Origin of the sequence: Streptomyces sp. WAC05292 (assembly GCF_003949955.1) — a bacterium.
Lineage (GTDB): Bacteria > Actinomycetota > Actinomycetes > Streptomycetales > Streptomycetaceae > Streptomyces > Streptomyces globosus.
Genome location: NZ_RPSE01000491.1, coordinates 1 through 3,971 on the forward strand (window position 1 = coordinate 1; position 3,971 = coordinate 3,971).

Annotated in this window: 4 protein-coding genes; 3 read left to right on the forward strand and 1 reads right to left on the reverse strand. The window is 71.2% G+C overall.

Going from position 1 to position 3,971, the window contains the following annotated elements:
* Positions 1-82 precede the first annotated feature (82 nt).
* The 3 genes from EF903_RS29825 to EF903_RS29835 all read left to right on the forward strand — a co-directional run bounded on the left by EF903_RS29825 (position 83) and on the right by EF903_RS29835 (position 3,522).
* Positions 83-1,033 (forward strand): cation diffusion facilitator family transporter, encoded by a 951-nt coding sequence (locus EF903_RS29825; protein ID WP_125548115.1) that lies wholly within the window; start codon positions 83-85, stop codon positions 1,031-1,033.
* Positions 1,034-1,334: 301 nt separating this feature from the next.
* On the forward strand, positions 1,335-2,771 hold the full coding sequence (ahcY, locus tag EF903_RS29830) for an adenosylhomocysteinase (RefSeq protein ID WP_125548116.1): 1,437 nt from the start codon (positions 1,335-1,337) through the stop codon (positions 2,769-2,771).
* Between the two features lie 133 nt (positions 2,772-2,904).
* Positions 2,905-3,522: a hypothetical protein gene (locus EF903_RS29835; protein ID WP_125548117.1), complete on the forward strand. Its 618-nt coding sequence runs from the start codon at positions 2,905-2,907 to the stop codon at positions 3,520-3,522.
* Between the two features lie 35 nt (positions 3,523-3,557).
* Here EF903_RS29835 and EF903_RS29840 read toward each other — a convergent pair whose 3' ends face one another.
* Positions 3,558-3,866, reverse strand: coding sequence for a hypothetical protein (locus EF903_RS29840; RefSeq protein ID WP_125548118.1), 309 nt, complete (start codon positions 3,864-3,866; stop codon positions 3,558-3,560).
* Positions 3,867-3,971: the final 105 nt, after the last annotated feature.

The window sequence follows — 3,971 nt, forward strand, 5'->3', positions numbered from 1 at the left end:
CGCCGGCGGCTGCAAGAATGTGCGGCCGTAGCGCGGCGCCCCGGCCAGGGCCGCCGTACCGAGGAAGGGACAATCAGCACCCATGAGCGCGTCGGGCGGAACCAAGGCGATCGTGGCGGCACTCTCCGCCAACCTCGCCATTGCCGCAGCCAAGTTCGTGGCCTTCGTCTTCAGTGGCTCGTCGTCGATGCTCGCCGAGAGCGTCCACTCGCTGGCGGACTCCGGAAACCAGGGGCTGCTGCTCCTCGGCGGCAAGAAGGCCAAGCGCGAGGCCACCGCGGAACACCCCTTCGGGTACGGGCGGGAGCGCTACATCTACGCGTTCCTCGTCTCCATCGTGCTCTTCACCGTCGGCGGCATGTTCGCCATCTACGAGGGCTACGAGAAGATCAAGCACCCGCACGAGATCGAGGCCTGGTACTGGCCCGTCGGCGTCCTCGTCTTCGCGATCATCGCGGAGTCCTTCTCCTTCCGCACCGCGATCAAGGAGTCGAACGAGCTGCGTGGCGGCCTGACCTGGCGGCAGTTCGTCAAGCGCGCCAAGGCGCCCGAACTGCCCGTCGTGCTGCTGGAGGACCTCGGCGCGCTCGTCGGCCTCGTCCTCGCCCTCATCGGCGTCGGCCTCGCCCTCCTGACGGGCGACGGCGTCTGGGACGGCATCGGCACCCTCGCGATCGGCGTCCTGCTGATCCTCATCGCGATCGTCCTGGCCGCCGAGACGAAGTCTCTGCTCCTCGGCGAGGCCGCCGGCATCGACGACATCGAGAAGATCAAGGCGGCCGTCGTCGACGGTGACAGCGTCACCCGCCTCATCCACATGCGCACCCTGCACCTCGGCCCCGAGGAGCTCCTCGTCGCCGCGAAGATCGCCGTCCGGCACGACGACACCGCAGCCCGCGTCGCCGAGGCGATCGACGCCGCGGAGGCCCGCATCCGCGAGGCCGTCCCGATCGCCCGCGTGATCTACCTGGAGCCCGACATCTACAAGGCCGCCGAGGCCGCCGCGGACCCCCTCGCCAAGCCCGCCGGCTGACCGGCCCCCGACACCGCCCGAAGGCCCCCGCGGACCCCCGCGGGGGCCTTCGCGCACCCGCCCGCGGGGGTCCGCGGGCGCGGCCCTGCACGACCCCGATTTCACGGGTGCACTGGGGCTCTCCCCGCTGCTCGGTGTAGATTCGTCATCAGTGTCAGGCGTCGCTGCTGATGGCGGTCGGGCGGTCCCGCGACCGGCCGAGGGGAGAGAGGGCCCCCGACGGACTGAGTGCTCGGTGCACCGCCTCCGGCGATGCGCGGCTCAGCCGTACCCACCTCTCGAACCATGAGGAGCAGCACCCATGGACTTCAAGGTCGCAGACCTTTCCCTTGCCGCCTTCGGCCGCAAGGAGATCACCCTGGCGGAGCACGAGATGCCGGGTCTGATGTCGATCCGCCGCGAGTACGCGCAGGCGCAGCCGCTGGCCGGCGCCCGCATCACCGGCTCGCTGCACATGACCGTGCAGACCGCCGTCCTGATCGAGACCCTGGTGGCGCTCGGCGCCGAGGTCCGCTGGGCCTCCTGCAACATCTTCTCCACCCAGGACCACGCGGCCGCCGCCATCGCCGTCGGCCCGAACGGCACCCCGGACAACCCGCAGGGCGTCCCCGTCTTCGCCTGGAAGGGCGAGACGCTGGAGGAGTACTGGTGGTGCACGGAGCAGGCGCTGACCTGGCCGAACACCCCCACCGGCGGTCCGAACATGATCCTCGACGACGGTGGTGACGCCACCCTCCTCGTCCACAAGGGCGTCGAGTTCGAGAAGGCCGGCGCGGCCCCGGACCCGTCCACCGCGGACTCCGAGGAGTACGGCCACATCCTCACGCTGCTGAACCGCACCCTGGCGGAGTCCCCGCAGAAGTGGACGCAGCTGGCCTCCGACATCCGCGGTGTCACCGAGGAGACCACGACGGGCGTCCACCGCCTGTACGAGATGATGCAGGAAGGCACGCTGCTCTTCCCCGCCATCAACGTGAACGACGCCGTCACCAAGTCGAAGTTCGACAACAAGTACGGCTGCCGCCACTCCCTCATCGACGGCATCAACCGCGCCACCGACGTCCTCATCGGCGGCAAGACCGCCGTCGTCTGCGGCTACGGCGACGTCGGCAAGGGCTGCGCCGAGTCCCTCCGCGGCCAGGGCGCCCGCGTCATCGTCACCGAGATCGACCCCATCTGCGCCCTGCAGGCCGCGATGGACGGCTACCAGGTCACCACCCTGGACGAGGTCGTCGAGACCGCCGACATCTTCATCACGACGACCGGCAACAAGGACATCATCATGGCCTCGGACATGGCCAAGATGAAGCACCAGGCCATCGTCGGCAACATCGGCCACTTCGACAACGAGATCGACATGGCCGGCCTGGCGAAGATCGAGGGCATCGTCAAGGACGAGGTCAAGCCGCAGGTCCACACCTGGACGTTCCCCGACGGCAAGGTCCTCATCGTGCTGTCCGAGGGCCGCCTGCTGAACCTCGGCAACGCGACCGGCCACCCCTCCTTCGTCATGTCGAACTCCTTCGCGGACCAGACCCTGGCCCAGATCGAGCTCTTCACGAAGCCGGAGGAGTACCCGACCGACGTCTACACGCTGCCCAAGCACCTGGACGAGAAGGTCGCCCGCCTCCACCTCGACGCGCTCGGCGTCAAGCTGACGACGCTCCGCCCGGAGCAGGCCGCGTACATCGGCGTCAAGGTCGAGGGCCCGTACAAGCCCGACCACTACCGCTACTGATCCGCCCGGCGGGCCGGCGCCCGCCGGCCCTTCCGCGGAACCGCAGCACCGCTGCCCCGGCAGCACCGAGCCAGGCCCCCGGCACCCGTGCCGGGGGCCTGCCCCGTACGTTCGCACAGCAAGGACCCCCGCCATGCCCCGCGGCCGCTACTCGCTCCACGACCCGCACGACCACACCCCGCTCGGCGAGGAGCACTTCCACTGCGCCCCCGGCCCCTCCGGCTGGCGCTACGTCTCCCAGCTGACCGGCCCGGACGGCGGCCACCGCGGCTCCGTCGACCTCGCCGTCGACGAGCTCGGCCGCCCCATCCGCGTCGAACTGGCCCTCGCCGGCTGGCAGGTCCGCGGCGCCGCCATCGACGGGGTCACCTGGGTCCGCTCCGACCCCGCCGGCGCCGAAGCGGCCGAGGGCAACGCCCCCGCCACCGCGTTCACCGGCACCTCCCCGGCCTTCCTCGTCGCCACCGCGCGCCTGCTCCGCCCCGCGGTCGGGGCCGCCGCGACCCGCGTCCGGCTCGTCGCGCTCACCGAACCCGTCCTGGCCCCGCGTACGGTCGACCAGGCCTGGCAGCTCGCCGGCAGCAGCGTCCACGACACCGACAGCGGGCCCCTCGTCGTCGACGAGTACCGGGTGACCGCCCTGGACACCGGGGAGGTCCACTCCGTGCACCTCGCGGGCGACGTCGTCCTGGCCGCCCCCGGCATCGAACTGGAACACCTGGAGACGCCGCCGTCGGCGTTCCCCGCCTGACCGCCGGCGCAGGCGGGGACGGGGGCGGCCGAGGGTCAGTACTCCTCGTCCGGGTACCCCCAGCGGATCTCGTGCGCGGCCGCGGGGGCCACACCGGCGACCGTCGCCGCGAACAGGCCCTCGAAGTGCGGCTGCCAGAGGTAGAAGCGGGTGATGCCGAGCGGGTGGTCCGACTCCCCGGAGACGAAGAACGCACCGGCGTCGTCCACGGACCAGCCGTGGCTGACCTGGTTCTCCAGCGACTCGCCGTACAGCAGCTCCTGCACGGCCCGGACGACGTCCTCTGCCTGCTGCCGGTCCGCGAGCCCGGTCACGCTGAAGCTGAGATCGATGTTGACTGACATGCGCCGCAGCCTAAGCGGACCCCCCGACAGCCCTACCCGGGCGGGGCGAAGCCGGTACGCCGCTCCGGGGCGGGCGGATCGGAAGGAGGAGCGGTAGTGGGGGCG